Below are 16,970 nucleotides of genomic sequence, written 5' to 3'. Positions count from 1 at the left end.
CGGGCCCGCCATGGCGGCACTCCGGACCAAAAGCGCTGGTGGTGGCGTTGCACGAGGGCGGACGGAGGGCACGGCGAATGTCCTGACCCACCCTCAGAACGGGGGCGGGCGGCGGATTTGGGGCGGATCGCTGGAACAGCGGTGCCGCGTGGGTGCGGCGGTGGCCCGGTAACCTGCTGGTACCAACACCCATCCCGGGACCGTTCGGTACTTCGCGGGCGTCGCCCATGGGGTCCACGAACAGTACTGGGCTCCGGGAGGGAGGTGACCTCATGGACGCTGTTCCACAGGGCCACCACGGCAGCGACAGGTGGGACCGGCTCTACCGCTGGGTCCGCTGGTTCGGCCCGCTCTACACGGCCGTCAAGGCCGTGCGGGAGCTGTGGGTCTGACCGTCCTGTGGCAAAGGCCCCGGCCCGGTGGTCGAGGCCCCCGCCGTAGTTGCAGAGGGCCTCATCCCCCAGGGCTTGGCCGGCACGGAGGGGGTGGGGCTCTCGCTTTTCCCCGACGGGCCACCGATGGGGTGGGCACGCGGGAAGGCGTCTTCCGACACCGCCACTAAACACCCCCTCCTGTGCACTGTCAAAGGCATCCGTTCGCGTGGCCATTACCCGCTCACTTCCGGAAAAAGGGCTCTGACCTGCGTGAATTCCGGGGCCGCGCCGTAGGGGACGGGTCAGCGGTGACACGCCGAACTCCTCCATGTGGCGAGCGCGCGCCACCCGGTCGGGGCGCCCGGGCCGGCCGGGAAGCGGGTGGTGAGGGGCCGATGGGTGACTTCGGTTCCCGGCGAACGGGTGATCGTGCGACGCCGGGAGCCGCCACCGGGCAGGAGCACAGTCAGGTCACCGAAGTGAGGATGGATTGGGCGCATGAGCGAATACGAGCGTTCCCGTACGATGCCGGCGCTGCCGGAGCACGTCTTCGACCAGGCGGCCGATGTGGGCCGGCTGGAGAGCTGGATGCCGTCGGAGCTGCACGTACGGGCCGGGGACCTGCCGGCCGTCACCGTGCACGAGGACACCACCGGCGAGGACGCGCCCGCGCTGTTCCGTGCCGAGCCGGAGCGGATGCGTCTGGAGTGGGGCACGCGTGACGGCGGCGTCTACGCCGGGTGGTTGCGGGTGGCCGGAACCGGCGGCGGGGCCAGCGAGGTGACGGTGCATCTGTCCTTCTTCGACGAGCGTCACGACCCCGGCCCCGAGGCCGTGCGCGCGGCGCTGGAGGGCAGCCTGGAGCGGCTGGAGGAGCAGGTGCGGCTGCGCGTCGACGGCGGGGGGTGAGCCCGGCGGAGGCAGGCCCCGGAGGGCGGGCCCGGCACCGTGCCCGTTGCTCCCGGCGGGCGACGTCGGCGACGCGTCTGCGGGGCGGGAGCCCGCCGGTGTTGCATCCTGGCGGCCCGGCGCCGCGGGACCGCTGTGGTGCCCCGGCCGTCAACCAGCAAAGGAACGGGCGACATGGCGGTGTGCGAGGTCTGCGACAACGACTACGAGATGGCCTTCGAGGTACGGGCCGCGGGGGCCGTGCACGTCTTCGACAGCTTCGAGTGCGCCGCCCACAAGCTCGCGCCGATCTGCGACACGTGCGGGTGCCGCATCCTGGGGCACGGCCTGGAGACGGACGGGATGTTCTTCTGCTGCGCCCACTGCGCGCGGGCCAAGGGCTACACCCGGCTGGCCGACCACGCCTGAACACGACGCGGGCGCTGCCCGACGGCGCCCGGGCCGTCTGTCGGCGGGCAGCGAGCGGGCCCGCCGACAGACGGCCCGACGGCGGGACGCGGTGCGGGGCCACGCCCTCGAACCGGCCGGCGGCGGCGCGGGCACCCCCGGCCCGCGAGGCCCGCCGACGCCCCCGCGCCCCACAGGCACCCTTCCCCCGGTCACCTCCAGTGCGGCATGTTCCTCTTCCCCGCTTCTTGGAGGTACCGCCGTGTCCCCTTCCCTCCGCCGCGCCCGCCCCGGCCACGACCGCCGGGCCCCTCTCGACGACGACGCCCACCTGCGCCGGCTCGGCTACCGTCCCGTGCTGTCCCGGCGGATGAGCCCCCGGGGGAACTTCGCCATCAGCTTCAGCGTGATCTCGGTGCTGTCCGGCTGTATGACGCTGTACGGGTTCGGGCTGTCCACCGGCGGCCCGGCCGTGATGATCTGGGGCTGGGTCGGCGTCGGCCTGATGGTGATGCTCGTGGGCGGGGCCCTCGCCGAGGTGACCTCCGCCTACCCCACCTCCGGCGCCCTGTACTTCATGGCCGACCGGCTCGGCGGCCGCCGCTGGGGCTGGTACACCGGCTGGCTCAACCTCCTCGGGTTACTCGGGGCCATAGCCGGCATCGACTACGGGGCCGCCCTGTTCACCGGCGCCTTCCTCAATCTCCAGTGGGGCTTCGACCCGACCCCCGGATCGACCATGGTGATCTTCGCGTGCGTCCTGCTGCTGCACGCCGTCCTGAACCTGTTCGGGGTGCGCCTGGTGAGCAGGCTCAACAGCGTCAGCGTGTGGTGGCACCTGATAGGCGTCGGCGTCATCGTCGCGGTCCTGGCCGTCGTCCCCGCCCACCACCGGACGGCCGGCTTCGTCTTCGGCCACTTCACGAACGACACCGGCTGGTCGAGCCCCTGGTACGTGGCGGCCCTCGGCCTCCTCCTCGCCCAGTACACCTTCTCCGGCTACGACGCCTCCGCCCATCTGTCGGAGGAGACGCCCGGAGCGGCCGTGGCGGCCGCGCGCGGCATCGTACGGGCGATCCGGTGGTCGTGGCTGGCCGGTCTGGTCCTGCTGGTCGGACTGACCTTCGCGATCCAGGACTACGCCGGGACCCAGGCCACCGCGACCGGCGTACCACCGGCGCAGATCTTCCTCGACGCGCTGGGTTCCTCCGGGGCGAAGGCGTTGCTGCTGATCGTGATCGGCGCCCAGCTCTTCTGCGGTAACGCCGAAGTCGCGGCCACCTCCCGGATGGTGTTCGCGTTCTCGCGCGACGGTGCCCTGCCGGGCTCCCGGCTCTGGCGCCGGGTGCACGCCGCCACCGGCACTCCCCGGCCCGCCGTGTGGCTCTCGGTCGCGGCCGCGGGAGCGCTGGCCCTGCCGTCCCTGTACTCCCCCACCGCCTACGGAGCGGTCACCGCCATCAACGTCATCGGCATCACGCCCGCCTACGCCATCCCCGTCTTCCTGCGTCTGCGCGCCGGTTCCGCGTTCACCCCCGGTCCCTGGCACCTGGGCGCGTGGAGCCGGGTGGTGGGCTGGGCCGCCGTCGGGTGGGTAGCCGCCGTCACGGTCCTGTTCTGCCTCCCGCAGAGCCGCCCGATCACCCCCAAGACCTTCAACTACGCGCCCGTGGCCCTGCTCGCGGCCCTGGGCCTCGCCGGTGCCTGGTGGGTGGCGGCCGGCCGCCGCTCCTACGACACCCCCGCCGCCGGCCGGGGAAGCGCCGGCGGGTGAAGGCCCGGCGGTGAGAGGGGGACGTGCGGCCCGGCCCTCCGGTTCAGGGGAGGGCCGGGACGAGGCGCTTGACCTCGCGCAAGGTGGGGGCCGTTTCCATGCTCCGGATCCCTGGCAGCGGGCCGACGCGCCGGTCGATGTAGTCGTACAGGTCGGCCGGCGTGCGGAAGACGCCGCTGGCGACGAGGTTGGACGGGCCGGTGACGGCGGCGGCGAAGGCGATCTCGGGGTGGGTGGCCAGGGTCTCCCCGACGGTGCGCAGGTGGGCGGGGGCGACGTTGAGCCACAGCCGGGTGGTCATGTCGTAGCCGAGCAGCCGGGGATCGAAGTCGACGGAGAAGCCGAGGGCGCCTTCGCCGCGAAGGCGGTCGAGGTGGCGCTGGACGCCGGAGGGTGAGCGGCCCGCGGCGGTGCTCAACTCGTCCGGCGGCGGGGCCGGCACACTGGTCGCCGCCGTACCGGCCGCGCGACGGGCCTCCCTCGACCACACCCTGCACGTGGTGTTCGCCACCGCCCACAACACCCTGGCCCTGACCGCCGGAGCCGTGGCGCCGGCCGGCGTGGTGCTCGTCCTGATCCTGACCCGCCGCACGGCCCGCCAGGCACCCGCCGCTGACGAGCAGTCACGGACCGAACCCCGGGCCACACACTCCCCGACAGCATCGTGATCAACGAAATCCCGGAGCCTTCCGCAGGTCACCTGCGGTCCCGAGCCGGTGGCGCTACGCTGTAGAACCATTGGGGAAGGCATGTTCCGCCAGCCGGGTCGCCCACGGGAATCCTCGTACCGGCCGCCGCGTCGACGCTCCACCGACCGTCAGGGCGCGGTGCCGTGCGACTCGCGGGAACGCCCGGTCGTCGGTCTCCGTGCGGGGCCTCGGGCAGGACGGGGCGACCGACCAGGGGGCGGGAGCGATGACTCACGTGACCGACGTCCACTACCGACAACACGTCATGCCGTACTACCGGGCATTCGAGTCCCGCCTCGGGTATGCGGCACTGCTCGGTCGCACACGCCACTTCGGCTGGTACGAACCGGGCCATTTCCCCTGGGGTTTCGCGGCGGCCATGCGGCGCATGGAGCTCGTCCTGGCCCGGAAGCTGGCCCTGCCACCGGCGTCGTCGGTGCTCGACGCCGGGTGCGGGGCCGGCGACACGGCACGCACGGTCGCGGGGGCGAGCGGGGTGTGCGTCACGGGGATCGACGGCATCGAGCCGGACGTCGCCATCGCGCGGCAGCGGTCGGCCCGGGCCGGCGAACCGGGCGGGCGTACGCGCTTCCTCCTGGCCAACTATCACGCCCTCCCGTTCACCGACGCCTCCTTCGAAGGCGTCTACACCATGGAGTCCTTCGTCCACTCCCCCGACCCCGGGCAGGGGCTCGCCGAGTTCTTCCGCGTCCTGCGCCCCGGCGGAAGGCTGGTGATGTGCGAGTACTCCAGCACCCCGCAGGCCCAACTGCCGCCGCGGGCCCGGTCCGCGCTGCTCAGGGTCTGCGAGCTGTCCGGTATGCCGGGCATGCTGACGATGACCCACGGACACCTGGAACGGCTGCTCCGGCAGACGGGTTTCGTCGTCGAATCCGCCTACGACGCGACGGAGAAGGTACTCCCCATGCTGCGCTGCCTCTCGACGCTCGGCCGGGTGCCGTACGCACTCGCACGCGGCGTGGGCCGCGGTGACAGCCTGGTCAACGCGATGAGCGGGGTGGAGATGTACCGGCACCAGGAGACTTGGCGGTACGTCATCTGCGTCGCCACCAGGCCGTGACGGGCAGACGCCCGTCGGCGCCGGGCGAGCCGCGGGGTCGCCCGGGCGGACCCGTCGGCCGCCATGACCGCTCGAAGGGGTGACCTCGGCGGTGGCCGGAACAGCGCGACGCGGTTCCGGGGCCACCACCAGAAGTACACCGCCTGCGAGGAGGTCCGCTTCCGAGGCGTACCGGGACGTGCTCCGGATCGGCGTGATCTCGACTCCTGGCACGAGGTCACGCCGCCGATAAAATTGATTCCGGTACGGATCGGTGGAGCGGGCCGGGGGGCGGAAAAATGGCCGACGGTGTGTTCGAGGCGGTCGTCGCCTGTGTGGTGGACGTGCTCCAGGTGCCGGCCGGCAAAGTGGTCGAGGAAGCCGTCTTCACCGAGGATCTGGGGGCGACCAGCCTGACCCTGGTCGAGGTCGTCATGGCCCTGGAGGAGACGTTCGGCATCGACGTCCCCGAGGCGGACGTGGAGGCGGTACGGACCGTCGGCGACGCCTGTGACCTCGTACGCGGACTGACATGACGGCCGGGCGGCGCCGGGTCGCGGTGACCGGCCTCGGAGTGGTGCTGGCCGCGGGCACGGGCGCCGACGCCCTGTGGCAGGCGCTGCTCGGCGCGCCGCCCGAGGGGCACCGCGCGGTGGCGGACTGGGATCCCTCGCTGTGGCTGGGCGTGGCCGAGGCGCGGCACACCGACCGTTTCACGCAGTTCGCCGTGGCCGCGGCGGCGTCGGCCGTCGAGGACGCGGGGAACCCCCGCACCGCCCCGGACGCCTCGGGTGTCGTGCTGGGCACCGCGCTCGCCGGAGTGGGCACCCTGGAGCGGCAGGCGCTGGTGCGGTCCGACCGTGGGGACAAGCGGGTGTCGCCCTTCACGGTTCCCATGATCATGCCCAACGCGGCGGCGGCCGCCGTGTCCCAGCGGCTCGGCCGGCGCGGGCCCTGCCGGACCGTCACCACGGCGTGCGCGGCCGGTACCGACGCCATCGGTTCGGCGGCGCGGCTGATCGCCGACGGCGTGTGCGACAGCGTGCTCACCGGCGGCACCGAGGCCGCCCTGAGCGACACGGTCGTGGCCGCGTTCCACAACATGCGGGCGCTGTCGCCGGGCGGCCGCACCCGGCCGTTCGACGCCGGGCGGGACGGGTTCGCCATCGCGGAAGGCGCCGCGGTCCTGCTCCTCGAGGCGTACGAGGCCGCGGCGGAGCGTGGGGCACGCGTGTACGCGGAGGTGCTGGGCCACGCGAGCACGGCCGACGCGTACGACATCACCCTGCCGCTGCCGGACGGTTCCGCGGCGGCGCGGTGCATGCTCCTCGCCTTGCGCGACGCGGGGCTGGGGCCCGCCGACGTCGGGCAGGTGAGCGCGCACGGCACGGGCACGCGGCACGGCGATCTCGCGGAGGCGCGGGCGCTGACCTCGGTGTTCGGTTCCGGCGGGCCGCCGGTCACCTCGGCCAAGGGGATCACAGGGCACGCCTTCGGCGCGAGCGGGGCGATCGAGGCGGTGGCCGCGATCCTGTCCATGGCACACGGGCTGATCCCGCCGGTGGCGGGTCTGGCGACGGAGGACGCCGAGCTCGGGGGCGCCCTGGATCTGGTGCGGGAGACGCCCCGCACCTGGGCGGTGGGTCCGGTGCTGTCCAATTCCTTCGGATTCGGCGGCCACAACGGTTGTCTGGTGCTGGGACCGCCCGCCACCTGACGACGGAGGGAGCGCGAGCATGCGGGAGCAGGCGCCCGGCGAGGGGCGGCACGGGCCGGAGGCCGCGTGGGCCTGGCTCGACGACACCGCGCGGCGCAGGGAGCGGGCCGGGCTGCGCCGTACGGCCCGCCCCCGGGACCCGGCCCCGGCGGGCCTCAACCTGGCCGGGAACGACTACCTGGGCCTGGCCCGGCATCCCGAGGTGTGCGCCGCGGCGGCGGAGGCCGCCTCGGTCTGGGGCGGTGGCTCGACCGGATCCCGGCTGGTCACCGGGACCACACGGCTGCACGAGGAGCTGGAGCGGGAGCTGGCCGCGTTCACCGGGGCCGAGGCGGCCCTGGTGTTCTCCTCCGGGTACCTGGCCAACCTCGGCGCGCTGACGGCGCTGTGCCGGCCGGGAAGCCTGCTGGTGATGGACGGCCACGCCCACGCCTCGCTGATCGACGGCGGGCGGATGGCGGGCGCGGACATGACCGAGTTCGCGCACGGCGACCTCGCGGCGGTGTCGAAAGCGCTGTCGGAGCGGCGGCAGCGACGGGCGGTGGTGGTCACCGAGTCGGTGTTCTCCGTCGACGGGGACCTCGCGGACCTCGCCGGTCTGCACGACGTCTGCCGCCGGTACGGTGCCGCCCTCCTGGTGGACGAGGCGCACGCGCTGGGCGTGCTCGGCGACCGCGGACAGGGCGCGCTCGCGGCCGCCGGTCTGGCGGGGGCGCCGGATGTGGTGATGACGACAACGCTGTCGAAGGCGCTCGGCGGGCAGGGCGGCGCGGTGCTCGGGCCGCGCCGCGTCGTAGAGCACGTGCTCAACGACGCGCGGAGCTTCCTGTTCGACACCGGTCTGGCACCCGCCTGCGCGGGCGGGGCGCTGGCCGCGCTGCGCCTGCTCGGCCGCGAGCCCGGCCGGGCGGCCCGGGTGCGGGAGGTGGCGGCCCGGATGCGCGACGGGCTGTCGGCCGCCGGCCTGCCGGTGAGCCCGGCGGAGGCGGCGGTGATCTCCGTACGGGCGGAATCGGCACGGGCGGCCGTCGCCTGGCAGGAGGCGTGCCGGGCCGAGGGCGTGGAGGTGAGCTGTTTCCGGCCACCGTCGGTACCGGACCGCTTCTCGCGCCTGCGGCTGACGGCCCGGGCGGATCACACCGACGCGGAGGTGGAGCGGGCGGTCGAGGTGATCGTCGCGGGGCGCCCCGGCTGAGCGGCGCGGCGCCGGCCGGGGACGGGTCGTCGGCGGCCGGGGCACAGGCGCCGCGGGAGGGCTGCGACGGCGCGCGGGTGAGGCTCCGTTCCGCCCTCGACGGCACAGCCGGTGTCGCGGTGCCCGGCGTGCCGGCGTATCGGGTCAGACCTTCTTGACCACGCTGGACTTGAGCTGCATGGCACCGAACCCGTCGATCTTGCAGTCGATGTCGTGGCCGTCCGCGCCGTCCACCAGGCGGATGTTGCGCACCTTGGTGCCCGCCTTGATCCCGGTCGGGTGGCCCTTGACCTTCAGGCTCTTGACCACCGTGACCGTGTCGCCATCGGCGAGGACATTGCCGACCGAATCCTTGATCACCCCGTCCTCGGTGTCGCTCGCGGTCTCCGCGGAGGCGGGCGTCCACTCGTGGCCGCATTCGGGGCAGACCAGGAGCGCTCCCATCTCATAGGTGTACGCGCTGGAGCATTCGGGGCACGGCGGCAGGTTCTCGGTCACCGGGCCACTGTAGCCTCGGGCTCGCAGGAATGACGAATTGCAGAAATATGCAATTCGCTCCAGGCGGCCGGCGGTACCGGGCGGCACCGCCATGACCACGGCCTTCCGCCGTGCCGAGTGCCGACTCGGGCCAGAGCGCTCCCCGAGCGGTAGGCTTGAAGAGTTCTTCAATTCATTAGTTGCCGTAGTGGCCAAGTCGTGCCGGGTGCGGAGGTCTGGGGTGGGCGGGTTCGTCGAGGCGGCGCTGGCGCGGGTGCGCCGGGCGCGGGAGGCCGTGGAGGCCGCGCGGGAGGCCGGGGACGCGTATGCGCTCGCGGTGGCGGCGGACGAGCTGGAGGACGCGTTGCGTCTGGCTCGTGAGAACGGTGTGGACACGGAAGGTGAGCAGTCATGAAGGCGCCGGTTCCCCTGTATCAGGCGAAGGCCGAGTTCTTCCGGATGCTGGGACACCCGGTGCGTATCCGGGTGCTGGAGCTGCTCCAGGACGGGCCCATGCCCGTACGGGATCTACTGGCCGCGATCGAGATCGAGCCGTCCAGCCTGTCCCAGCAGCTGGCGGTGCTGCGCCGCTCGGGCATCGTCACCGCCACCCGCGCCGGCTCCACCGTCGTCTACGAGATCGCCGGCGGGGACGTGGCCGAGCTGATGCGCGCGGCCCGCCGGATCCTGACCGAGATGCTCGCCGGGCAGCACGAGCTCCTCGAGGAGCTCCGCGACGCGGAGACGGGAGCCGCGCGGTGAAGTGGCATCGCGGGCGTATGCCGGCGGAACGCCAGGTCGCCCTGCGGGTGCTGGTCTATGTCTTCGTCACCCACCTCTTCGCAGGTTTCATCTGGCTGCTGTTCTATCTCGGCGGTCACGCGGACAAATAGCCGGACGGCGGGACCGGGTTCCGTACCGGCGTGAGGTTGTGCGCGTCGGCACACAGGGGCTCAGCCCGCACCCGGCGGCCCTCTCCCGGGCCGCCGGGTGCGGCCGCCGCACGTCACGAGCGGGTGGTCCGGTCGTCCCGCCGACCGGACGGCTCCCGCGCCCGGGGGGCGGTCGGCGGCCTCGGCGCGCGACAGGTGGCGGCGCCTACGGTCCCCGCCGCGGATCCCGCTCCCCGGACACGGTCAGCAGCCTCGGCGCGCCACAGCTGACGGCGGCGCCCACGACGCCCGCCTCCCCTCCGTCCCTCCAGTCCATGACCGACCACCCCCGCCACCGCGACCGGCGCACCAGCGGCCCACCGTGGAGGTCGTCCACCGGCAACTCGGAGAGATCCACCCGGCGCAGGCCGCCGAGATGGGCCGACCCCGCCTTGACCAGGGCCTCCTTACGCACCCACTGACGCAGGAACGCCGCCGGTGGGCAGGGCGCGCGGGCCACGAGGGCGGACTCCGCGCGCGTGAGCGACCTCGCGCCCGCCCGGCGCCATCCCGGGCCCGGTGGCAGTCGTTCGACGTCCACGCCGACGGGGTGCCAGGACGCGGCCGCGGCGACGTGTCCGGCGCAGTGGGACAACGTCACGTACAGCCGGGGTACCTGACGGAGCGTCGGGCGCCCGTGGGGGCCCCGGCAGTGCGCGCATCGCTGGACGACGTCCAGGCCGTGGGCGGGGGTGCCGAGGAAGGCGGCCGCGCAGTGGCGGATCAGGAGGTGGGCCGCGGTGAAGTCCCGCCGGGCGGCGGGCGGGAGCCGGGCGGCCCGGGCCCGTTCCTCCGGTGACAGGCACGGCGCGGCCGGTTCGTACACGGCCAGGACGTGCGCCGACCGTCCGTGCAGCACCAGGGCGGACCCGTCCCCCATGTCCGGCGCGGTCACCCGCCGTCCCCTCCCCCGTACCCGTCGCGGTCACCTGTCCTCCCCGTGCCTCGTGTCCTGCGCCGTCACCCGCCGTCCCCGCCCCGGTCGCCGCCCGGCCGGACCATCACCTGCATGGGCGCCCGGAAGGACAGCAACCCCAGGAGGGGCTCCTCGGCGGCCGGGCGGGCGGGCCGGAGCGTGGGGCACCGGTGGGAGACCGTACGCAGCACCACGCGCGCCTCCATGCGGGCGAGTGCCGCGCCGGGGCAGCGGTGGCGGCCGATGCCGAAGGACAGGTGGTCGCGGGCGCGCGGGCGGCCGGGGCGCAGGGCGTGCGGCGCGTCGAAGACGCGGGGGTCGGAGCCGGTCGCGGCGAGCATGAGCAGCAGGGGGGCTCCGGCGGGCAGGGCGGTGCCGCCGATCCTGACGGGCGCGGCGGTGACGCGGCGCCAGGCGGTCAGGGGCGGTTCGCGGCGCAGCATCTCCTCGGCCCACGCCTGGGCGAGGCCGGGCTCCGTGCCCAGGCGGGGCCACAAGGCGGTGTCGTGCAGGGCGCGTTGGAGCATGGTGGCGAGCATCTGCCCGGTGGTCGCCTGACCGGCAATGATCATGAAGTAGCAGACGGCGACGATCTCCTGCCGGCCGAGCGGGGTGCCGTCGGGGTGCCGGTGGGCGGCCAGCAGTCCGAGGAGACCGGGCCCGCCGGGTGCGGCACGGTCGGCGAGGCCGCCCAGCCAGGTGAAGAAGTCGGCGGCGAGGCGGGCGAGACCGGGTTGCCGGGCGCGGGGCGGGAGGCCCCAGAAGAGTTCGAGTGAGGCGTCGTTCCAGCGTGCCAGGGTGGTGAGGTCGACCCCGGTGTCGGCGTCGACGTCGGCGCGCAGGCCGAGGATGTCGAGCATGACGGTGAAGGGCAGGTCGCGGGTGAGCGTGGTGACCAGGTCGCAGTGCCCGTGGGCGGCGAGCTCGGCCTCCACCGCGTCCAGGTGCCGGTGGGTGAGGCGTTCCACGAGGGGCGCGGCGGCCGTGACCCGGGCGCCGGAGAGCAGGCCGCTGACCAGGCTGCGCAGACCGGGGTGCCGGTCGGTGCCGTTGTTCGCCAGGGTGGGCGGGAGGGCGAAGCCCGCGGCCGCGAGGTGCCGCAGGGCGGGGATGGACATCCGTGCGACGGCGTCAAGGGTGTTGTCGGGCCGGAAGCGCTCGGGGTCGAGGAGGATGCGGCGTACGTCGCGGTGCCTGCTCACCAGCCAGAGGCCGGTGGTGGGGTCGTGGTGGACCGGTGAGGTGTGCTGGAGGCGGGCGAAGGCCGGCCAGGGGTCGGCGGTGAAGTCCGCCGAGAACAGGTCCACGGCGGGACAGCCGCCGGTGTGCTCTCCCGCCGTCGTTCGTTCCGTACCGTTCCTTTCCATGTCCTGACGGTTCCCGCCCGCCGTGGTGTTCAGGCGTTGGGCGGCAGGGCCGTTCCGGCGCCGCGCTTGCGGGGCGTCACGACGTCGTCGCGGTGGTCCGGCATGGTGACCTCGTCCACGCCCTCGACGCGGAACCCCGCGTCACGGATCATCTCCAGGTCGGCCGCGCCGGGTTGGCCCTCGCTGGTGAGGTAGTCGCCGAGGAAGACCGAGTTGGCGATGTGCAGGGCGAGGGGTTGCATACCGCGCAGATGGATCTCGCGGCCGCCGCCGACACGTACCTCCACGTCCGGGCAGACGAAGCGGACCATGGCCAGGATGCGCAGGCAGCGCTGCGGGGTGAGGGTCCATTCCCGTGCGAGCGGGGTGCCTTCGAAGGGCATGAGGAAGTTGACGGGTACGGAGTCCGGGTCGAGCGCGCGCAGCGACAGGGCGACGTCCACCAGGTCCTCGTCGGTCTCGCCCATCCCGGCGATGAGGCCGGAACAGGGCGAGAGCCCGGCGTCGCGGGCCTGGCCCACGGTCTCGACGCGGTCCTCGTAGGTGTGGGTGGTACAGATGTCGGCGTAGCGTTCGCCGGCGGTGTTCAGGTTGTGGTTGTAGGCGTCCGCTCCGGCGTCGCACAGCCGCGCGGCCTGCCCCTGGGAGAGCAGCCCGAGGCAGGCGCAGATCTCCACGCCGGGGCTCTCCTCGCGGATGGCGGAGATGGTGTCGGCGACCCGGTGGATGTCCCGGTCGGTGGGACCGCGGCCGCTGGCGACGAGGCAGACCCGTTTGGCACCGGCGGCCACGCCGGCGGCGGCCGCCTTCGCCGCCTCCTCGGGTTTGAGCCAGGTGTACTTGAGGACGTCGGCCTGGGAGCCGAGGCGCTGCGAGCAGTAGCCGCAGTCCTCGGGGCAGAGTCCGCTCTTGAGGTTCACCAGGAAGTTGAGTTTGACGCGGAGCCCGAAGTAGCGGCGCCGGACCCGGGACGCGGCGGCGACGACGTCGAGGATGTCGTCGTCCTCGGTCCGCAGGACGGCCAGGGCCTCCTCGCGGGTGGGGACCTCACGCCGCAGGGCCTTGTCCACGAGGGTGTCGAGTATGCCGGGACCGTGCATGGGGGACGGACCTCTCTGAGTGGTTCGTGGGGGTGGACGGGTGGCCGGGCGGATACGTCCGGGAACCCGTTCGAAACCAGGGCGAGTGCCGTACTGAGGACGAGTATCACGCCGCCCGGCGGGGCCGTACAGGGACACAATCAGACAACCGGAGCTACGACATCCGTCGTGGCGCGCCCGGATCCGGTCAGGCCGTGTGGCGCGCGGTGAAGTCCGCGACGTCGAGGACGCCGCCCAGCGAGGGCGCCAGGCCCGCCCGGGCCGCCTCGGCGAAGGCCGCGGGCGGCCGGCCGGCCAGGCCCGCGGGCAGGATCCCCTCCAGCGGCGCTCCGGCGACCGCCGGCAGGTCGCCGAGGTTGCACCGCATGGCCAGGTCGGGTGCCACGGGCCAGCTGCCGACGACCACGCCCGCGCAGCGCGCGTCCCGGTGGCGCAGGACCTCCGTGGTGAGGGCGGTCGCGTTGAGGGTGCCCAGCCCGGGGGCGGCGACGACCAGGACGGGCGCCCCGAGCAGGACCGCCAGGTCGGCCAGGGTCCAGCCGCGCTCGTCGAAGCGGGCGAGCAGGCCGCCCGCGCCCTCGCAGAGCACCAGGTCGTGGGTCTCCTGAAGGACGGTCAGCGCCTCCGCGGCCCGTTCCAGGCGGACCGGCGGCAGTACGGCGCGGCGCGCGGCGGTGGCGGGGGCCAGCGGGTCGGGGTAGCGGGCGAGTTCACGGGTGGTGAGGGGCCCGGCCAGGCGGACGACGTCCGCGAGGTCGCCGTGCCCGCCCGGTGGCAGGCCCGTCTGTACGGGCTTGACGACGGCCACCCGCCGCCCGGCAGCCAGGGCGAGCGCCGCCACCGCGGCCGTGGTGACGGTCTTGCCCACCTCGGTTCCCGTACCGCTGACCATCAGGAGCGCCACAACACACCTCTCCGCCGTTCGTCACGGCTGTCACAGCTGCCGGCCATCCGTCGCGCCGCCCGGATCCGTCCCCGTCGTCCGTTCACCCCGCCTTCGCCGCCGCCGTCATCGCGCGTGTCACGGCGGCGATGTCCTCCGGCGTGCAGACGTACGGCGGCATGGCGTAGACGAGGTCGCGGAAGGGGCGCAGCCACACCCCTTCGCGCGCGGCGGCCCGGGTCGCCGCGGGCACGTCCACCGGGTGGTCGAGCTGGACGACGCCGATGGCGCCGAGCACCCGTACGTCGCGGACGCCGGGCAGGTCCGAGGCGGCGGCGAGGCCGTCGCGCAGGCCGGACCCGACGCGCCGGACGTCGTGGCGCCAGGCGCCGCCCTCCAGGAGGTCCAGGGAGGCGTTGGCCACGGCGCAGGCGAGCGGGTTGCCCATGAACGTGGGGCCGTGGGCCAGGACGGGCGTCTCCCCGGCGGAGATGCCCCGGGCCACCTCCGGGGTGCACAGGGTGGCGGCGAGGGAGAGGTAGCCGCCGGTGAGGGCCTTGCCGAGGCACAGGACGTCCGGGGTGACGCGGGCGTGGTCGGCGGCGAGGAACTCCCCCGTCCTGCCGAAGCCGGTGGCGATCTCGTCCAGGACCAGCAGGACGTCCGCCTCCTCGGTGATGCGGCGCAGCTCCCGGACGTAACCGGGGTGGTGGAAGCGCATCCCGCCCGCGCCCTGGACGACCGGTTCGACGATGACGGCGGCCAGCCGGTCCGCGTGGCGTTCGACGAGCGCGGCCAGCCGGGCGGTGTACGCGGGGTCCACGGGGTCGTCGAAGCCGCCGGGCGGGGTGTCGGCGAAGACCTGGCGGGGCAGGATGTCGTGCCACAGGCCGTGCATGCCCCCGTCGGGGTCGCACACGGACATGGCGTGCAGGGTGTCGCCGTGGTATCCGCCGCGCCAGGTGAGGACGCGGTGGCGTTCGGGGCGGCCGCGGGAGCGCCAGTACTGGAGGCACATCTTCAGGGCCACTTCGACCGCCACCGAACCGGAGTCGCAGAGGAAGACGTGTTCGAGGTCTCCGGGCGCCAGGGCGGCCAGGCGGGTGGCCAGGCGCACGGCGGGCTCGTGGGTGAGGCCGCCGAACATCACATGGCTGACGCGGGCGAGCTGGTCGCGGGCCGCGGCGTCGAGGGCGGGGTGGGCGTAGCCGTGGATGACGGCCCACCAGGAGGCCATGCCGTCGATCAGTTCGGGGCGGCCTTCGAACGGTGCCGCCAGGCGGATGCGGACCCCGGCGGCGGAGGTGACCACGAGCGGGGCCCGCTCGCCGGGCATGGGGGCGTAGGGGTGCCAGACGTGCCGTCGGTCGAGGGCCAGCAGCCCGGTTACCGCGTCGGGGGTCACGCTTCAGGAGCATAGGAGCCCGGGCGCGGAAGCGGAACGGGGCGCCTCGTCGAGGTGCCCCGTCGGGAAGCGGACCGATGGCCCTTCCCCGGCCGGGGAAGCTGCCCGGCCCGGCCGTCTCCGGGCTCGCTTCTTCGGCCCGGTGCTCTTCTCCTGCCGGTGCCGCACACCGGTGCCGCACGCGGCCCGGCCCGAGCGACGTCCGGTTCGTCTTCGGCCCGTGTTCGGTCCGTGTTCAGTCCGCGCGCAGGAGGACCTTCCCCGTCCGGCCGGGGACGGCCTCGCGCCGCAGGGCCTCCCGTACGTCGCGCAACGGCAGGACGTGCGCGACGGGAGTGGCGGCGGTGCCGTCGGCCACCAGGTGTTGTGCCTCCGCGAGGGCGTCGGTGAGCCGGGCGCGGTCGGCGGTGTGCACCCAGTCGCGCAGGCGGAACAACACGACGCGGACGTCGGGGCGTTCGGTGGCGAGGGCCGGCGGCAGGGGGCGTCCGGAGAGCAGGCCGTAGTGGACCAGGGTCCCGCCGGGCGCGAGGGCGCGGGCGAGGTCACCGCCCTCGGAGCCGCCCACCGCGTCGAGGACGACGGTGGGCGGGCGTCCGCCGGCGGCTTCGCGGACGACGGCGGGCAGGGCTTCACGGACGCCGTCGTCGGAGGTGCAGAGGACGGCCGCGGTCCGCAGTCCGGTCAGCTGTTCGCGGCCGCGGGGGTGGCGGACGAGGGCCACGGGCTCGACGCCGGCGCGGTTCAGCATCCGGATGGCCATGCGGCCGATGGCGGAGGCGGCCGCGTTGACGACGACACCCGCCGCCCCGGCGGTCCCCGCGCCGCCACCGGGGATCACGTACTGACGCGACATCAGCAGCGCGGTGAGCGGGTTGACGTACGAGGTGGCCGCCTGCTCGTCGGTCAGCCGTGGCAGCACCGGCAGGCACCAGCGGGCCTCGGCGACCTTCACCTGCTGCCACGCGCCCGCCGTACCGAGCGGCAGCACCCGCTGCCCGGCGGCGACCTCGCTCACCCCGGCGCCGGTGGCCTCGACCACGCCCACGCCCTCGAACCCGGGCACGAAGGGCAGCGTGGTGCGGGAGGCGTACGCCCCCGAGATCGTCACCAGGTCCGAGGGGTTGACGCTCGCCAGGAGCATCCGCACGGAGACCTCGCCGGGCCCCGGCCGCGGCGGGTCGTAACACTCGGTGGCGACCACGTCCACGGCCGGGCCGAAGGCCCTGACGACGCATCTGAGCACGGGAGTTCCCCCATGGTGGTGACGTTCCGGCGGCGGGCTGTGTACGGTGGCAGGGCGAGTGCACATCCATCTGGAAGCCATCCGGAAGCCAGTCGGAAGGGGACGGTCCGTGCGGGTGCGTGTGCCGTTCTCCGACGTGGACATGCACGGCCACGTGCACAACGGAGTCTACTTCTCCTATGTGGAGACCGCCCTCAACACCTTCCTGCGCGAGGCCGGGTTGTCCGGGTCGTTCGACCCCCAGCGCAACGACGTCGTCTACCACGTACGCAGGACCGAGTTCGTCTACCACTCCCCGGCCGGTTTCGAGGATCTGCTGGACGTGACGCCGCATGTGAGCCGCGTGGGGACCAAGAGCCTGACGTTCGCGGCGGCGGTCACCCGCGCGGAGGACGGCCGGCCGGTCGCGGACGCCGAGGTGGTGTGGGTGTGCGTGGACCGTCGCAGCGGGCGGACCACCCCCGTCCCCGGCCCGACCCGGGCCGCCCTCGCCTCGGCGGCCGCGGAGCGGCTCGCGCCCGCTCCCGAGGACGGGTGAC

General features: G+C 74.1%; 20 protein-coding genes. 12 read left to right on the top strand and 8 right to left on the bottom strand.

Translation table 11 applies throughout. The features are described 5' to 3' along the window. The first annotated feature begins 872 nt into the window (after positions 1 to 872). The 3 genes from AF335_RS15100 to AF335_RS15090 all read left to right on the top strand — a co-directional run bounded on the left by AF335_RS15100 (position 873) and on the right by AF335_RS15090 (position 3,444). Complete coding sequence (locus tag AF335_RS15100) at positions 873 to 1,283, top strand: SRPBCC family protein (RefSeq protein ID WP_102918904.1); 411 nt, start codon at positions 873 to 875, stop codon at positions 1,281 to 1,283. Positions 1,284 to 1,457: 174 nt separating this feature from the next. Next, positions 1,458 to 1,691, top strand: coding sequence for a hypothetical protein (locus AF335_RS15095; RefSeq protein WP_102918903.1), 234 nt, complete (start codon positions 1,458 to 1,460; stop codon positions 1,689 to 1,691). Between the two features lie 310 nt (positions 1,692 to 2,001). Continuing rightward, on the top strand, positions 2,002 to 3,444 hold the full coding sequence (locus AF335_RS15090) for an amino acid permease (protein WP_228773464.1): 1,443 nt from the start codon (positions 2,002 to 2,004) through the stop codon (positions 3,442 to 3,444). A gap of 43 nt (positions 3,445 to 3,487) precedes the next feature. Here the strand turns inward: AF335_RS15090 and AF335_RS35090 are convergent, their stop codons facing one another. Next, positions 3,488 to 3,862 (bottom strand): Lrp/AsnC family transcriptional regulator, encoded by a 375-nt coding sequence (locus tag AF335_RS35090; RefSeq protein WP_211304102.1) that lies wholly within the window; start codon positions 3,860 to 3,862, stop codon positions 3,488 to 3,490. On the opposite strand from AF335_RS35090, the gene AF335_RS35085 reads away from it, so the two are divergent. The 5 genes from AF335_RS35085 (at position 3,855) to AF335_RS15065 (ending at position 8,105) form a co-directional block, all read left to right on the top strand. Continuing rightward, positions 3,855 to 4,112 (top strand): hypothetical protein, encoded by a 258-nt coding sequence (locus AF335_RS35085; RefSeq protein ID WP_211304101.1) that lies wholly within the window; start codon positions 3,855 to 3,857, stop codon positions 4,110 to 4,112. The two genes, AF335_RS35090 and AF335_RS35085, sit on opposite strands and share 8 nt — an antisense overlap. A 247-nt stretch (positions 4,113 to 4,359) precedes the next feature. Beyond that, positions 4,360 to 5,214 (top strand): class I SAM-dependent methyltransferase, encoded by an 855-nt coding sequence (locus AF335_RS15080; RefSeq protein WP_102918901.1) that lies wholly within the window; start codon positions 4,360 to 4,362, stop codon positions 5,212 to 5,214. Between the two features lie 278 nt (positions 5,215 to 5,492). Continuing rightward, positions 5,493 to 5,729, top strand: a complete 237-nt coding sequence (locus AF335_RS15075) for an acyl carrier protein (RefSeq protein WP_102918900.1) — start codon at positions 5,493 to 5,495, stop codon at positions 5,727 to 5,729. Then, a complete protein-coding gene (locus AF335_RS15070; RefSeq protein WP_102918899.1) occupies positions 5,726 to 6,910 on the top strand; it encodes a beta-ketoacyl-[acyl-carrier-protein] synthase family protein in 1,185 nt (394 codons plus the stop codon). Before AF335_RS15075 ends, AF335_RS15070 begins: the two co-directional genes overlap by 4 nt. A 19-nt stretch (positions 6,911 to 6,929) precedes the next feature. Continuing rightward, positions 6,930 to 8,105, top strand: a complete 1,176-nt coding sequence (locus AF335_RS15065) for an 8-amino-7-oxononanoate synthase (RefSeq protein WP_102918898.1) — start codon at positions 6,930 to 6,932, stop codon at positions 8,103 to 8,105. Between the two features lie 144 nt (positions 8,106 to 8,249). Here the strand turns inward: AF335_RS15065 and AF335_RS15060 are convergent, their stop codons facing one another. Beyond that, on the bottom strand, positions 8,250 to 8,603 hold the full coding sequence (locus AF335_RS15060) for a zinc ribbon domain-containing protein YjdM (RefSeq protein WP_102918897.1): 354 nt from the start codon (positions 8,601 to 8,603) through the stop codon (positions 8,250 to 8,252). A 220-nt stretch (positions 8,604 to 8,823) separates the two neighbouring features. Between AF335_RS15060 and AF335_RS34625 the strand changes: the two genes are divergently transcribed. Genes AF335_RS34625 through AF335_RS35595 form a run of 3 tightly spaced genes read left to right on the top strand, consistent with a single transcriptional unit; the run spans position 8,824 to position 9,475 of the window. Beyond that, positions 8,824 to 8,997, top strand: coding sequence for a hypothetical protein (locus tag AF335_RS34625; RefSeq protein WP_170127700.1), 174 nt, complete (start codon positions 8,824 to 8,826; stop codon positions 8,995 to 8,997). Then, positions 8,994 to 9,344: an ArsR/SmtB family transcription factor gene (locus AF335_RS15055; RefSeq protein ID WP_102918896.1), complete on the top strand. Its 351-nt coding sequence runs from the start codon at positions 8,994 to 8,996 to the stop codon at positions 9,342 to 9,344. Before AF335_RS34625 ends, AF335_RS15055 begins: the two co-directional genes overlap by 4 nt. A gap of 17 nt (positions 9,345 to 9,361) precedes the next feature. Further along, entirely contained in the window at positions 9,362 to 9,475 is a 114-nt protein-coding gene (locus AF335_RS35595) for a DUF6126 family protein (RefSeq protein WP_221505741.1), read from the top strand. A 205-nt stretch (positions 9,476 to 9,680) separates the two neighbouring features. Here the strand turns inward: AF335_RS35595 and AF335_RS15050 are convergent, their stop codons facing one another. The 6 genes from AF335_RS15050 to AF335_RS15025 form a co-directional block, all read right to left on the bottom strand. Next, entirely contained in the window at positions 9,681 to 10,409 is a 729-nt protein-coding gene (locus tag AF335_RS15050) for a 4'-phosphopantetheinyl transferase family protein (RefSeq protein WP_102918895.1), read from the bottom strand. Between the two features lie 65 nt (positions 10,410 to 10,474). Beyond that, on the bottom strand, positions 10,475 to 11,797 hold the full coding sequence (locus tag AF335_RS36190) for a cytochrome P450 (RefSeq protein WP_102918894.1): 1,323 nt from the start codon (positions 11,795 to 11,797) through the stop codon (positions 10,475 to 10,477). 29 nt (positions 11,798 to 11,826) lie between these two features. After that, positions 11,827 to 12,897: a biotin synthase BioB gene (gene bioB, locus AF335_RS15040; RefSeq protein WP_102918893.1), complete on the bottom strand. Its 1,071-nt coding sequence runs from the start codon at positions 12,895 to 12,897 to the stop codon at positions 11,827 to 11,829. 187 nt (positions 12,898 to 13,084) lie between these two features. Then, the gene (bioD, locus tag AF335_RS15035) at positions 13,085 to 13,801 is read right to left on the bottom strand and encodes a dethiobiotin synthase (RefSeq protein ID WP_102918892.1); all 717 of its coding nucleotides are present in this window, start codon (positions 13,799 to 13,801) and stop codon (positions 13,085 to 13,087) included. 82 nt (positions 13,802 to 13,883) lie between these two features. Continuing rightward, complete coding sequence (locus AF335_RS15030; protein WP_280524634.1) at positions 13,884 to 15,185, bottom strand: adenosylmethionine--8-amino-7-oxononanoate transaminase; 1,302 nt, start codon at positions 15,183 to 15,185, stop codon at positions 13,884 to 13,886. Positions 15,186 to 15,420: 235 nt separating this feature from the next. After that, positions 15,421 to 16,431 (bottom strand): zinc-dependent alcohol dehydrogenase family protein, encoded by a 1,011-nt coding sequence (locus tag AF335_RS15025; protein ID WP_184743888.1) that lies wholly within the window; start codon positions 16,429 to 16,431, stop codon positions 15,421 to 15,423. Positions 16,432 to 16,540: 109 nt separating this feature from the next. Between AF335_RS15025 and AF335_RS15020 the strand changes: the two genes are divergently transcribed. Next, complete coding sequence (locus tag AF335_RS15020; RefSeq protein ID WP_244927027.1) at positions 16,541 to 16,969, top strand: acyl-CoA thioesterase; 429 nt, start codon at positions 16,541 to 16,543, stop codon at positions 16,967 to 16,969. Position 16,970 lies beyond the last annotated feature (1 nt).

The organism is Streptomyces eurocidicus (genome assembly GCF_002891295.1).
Taxonomy (GTDB): Bacteria; Actinomycetota; Actinomycetes; order Streptomycetales; family Streptomycetaceae; genus Streptomyces; species Streptomyces eurocidicus.
The sequence above is the reverse complement of the archived record's forward strand: the minus strand, read 5'-3'. Positions and strand labels throughout refer to the sequence as shown.

What these genes read in the sequence shown, in the direction of transcription:
- AF335_RS15065 (WP_102918898.1), top strand. Translation starts at nt 6,930, where the DNA reads ATGCGGGAGCAGGCGCCCGGCGAGGGGCGGCACGGGCCGGAGGCCGCG.
- AF335_RS15080 (WP_102918901.1), top strand. Translation starts at nt 4,360, where the DNA reads ATGACTCACGTGACCGACGTCCACTACCGACAACACGTCATGCCGTAC.
- AF335_RS35595 (WP_221505741.1), top strand. Translation starts at nt 9,362, where the DNA reads ATGCCGGCGGAACGCCAGGTCGCCCTGCGGGTGCTGGTCTATGTCTTC.
- AF335_RS15070 (WP_102918899.1), top strand. Translation starts at nt 5,726, where the DNA reads ATGACGGCCGGGCGGCGCCGGGTCGCGGTGACCGGCCTCGGAGTGGTG.
- bioB (WP_102918893.1), bottom strand. Translation starts at nt 12,897, where the DNA reads ATGCACGGTCCCGGCATACTCGACACCCTCGTGGACAAGGCCCTGCGG.
- AF335_RS15095 (WP_102918903.1), top strand. Translation starts at nt 1,458, where the DNA reads ATGGCGGTGTGCGAGGTCTGCGACAACGACTACGAGATGGCCTTCGAG.
- AF335_RS15075 (WP_102918900.1), top strand. Translation starts at nt 5,493, where the DNA reads ATGGCCGACGGTGTGTTCGAGGCGGTCGTCGCCTGTGTGGTGGACGTG.
- AF335_RS15100 (WP_102918904.1), top strand. Translation starts at nt 873, where the DNA reads ATGAGCGAATACGAGCGTTCCCGTACGATGCCGGCGCTGCCGGAGCAC.
- AF335_RS36190 (WP_102918894.1), bottom strand. Translation starts at nt 11,797, where the DNA reads ATGGAAAGGAACGGTACGGAACGAACGACGGCGGGAGAGCACACCGGC.
- AF335_RS15055 (WP_102918896.1), top strand. Translation starts at nt 8,994, where the DNA reads ATGAAGGCGCCGGTTCCCCTGTATCAGGCGAAGGCCGAGTTCTTCCGG.